Genomic DNA, 327 nt, shown 5'->3' on the forward strand with positions numbered 1-327 from the left:
CCCACTTTTCGATGCACTATGCCTTGCAAGCGTTAGATACGTATTCTGCCTACAGAACGTACACGCTGAGAATCATCCACTGTGAATTTGTCATTGGTGCAAACTATGATGATTTGAAATGCTATGAACATGCATTGCCCTACTTTAAAAATGCTCTAAAGCGAGCACGCTCAATTGGAAACCCTCGAGTCATAGGTTCGGCCCTTTTCAACTTAGGTAACTGTTATTATCAAATGAACGATCTTGCGGAAGCAAGCCGTTATCTGAAAGACTCTATTGAAGTGTTTGAAAAGGAGAATTTAACCCATCTTAATCGCTCTCTAGACC

The 327-nt window shown here is 41.3% G+C and carries 1 protein-coding gene; it reads left to right on the forward strand.

What is annotated here, in order from left to right; all coding sequences use genetic code 11:
• Positions 1 to 327, forward strand: a 327-nt coding sequence (locus tag AC0IXA_RS27265) for a tetratricopeptide repeat protein (protein ID WP_471814876.1), incomplete at both ends; no start/stop codon positions are given.

Source organism: Pseudomonas sp. AC083 (genome assembly GCF_979253165.1).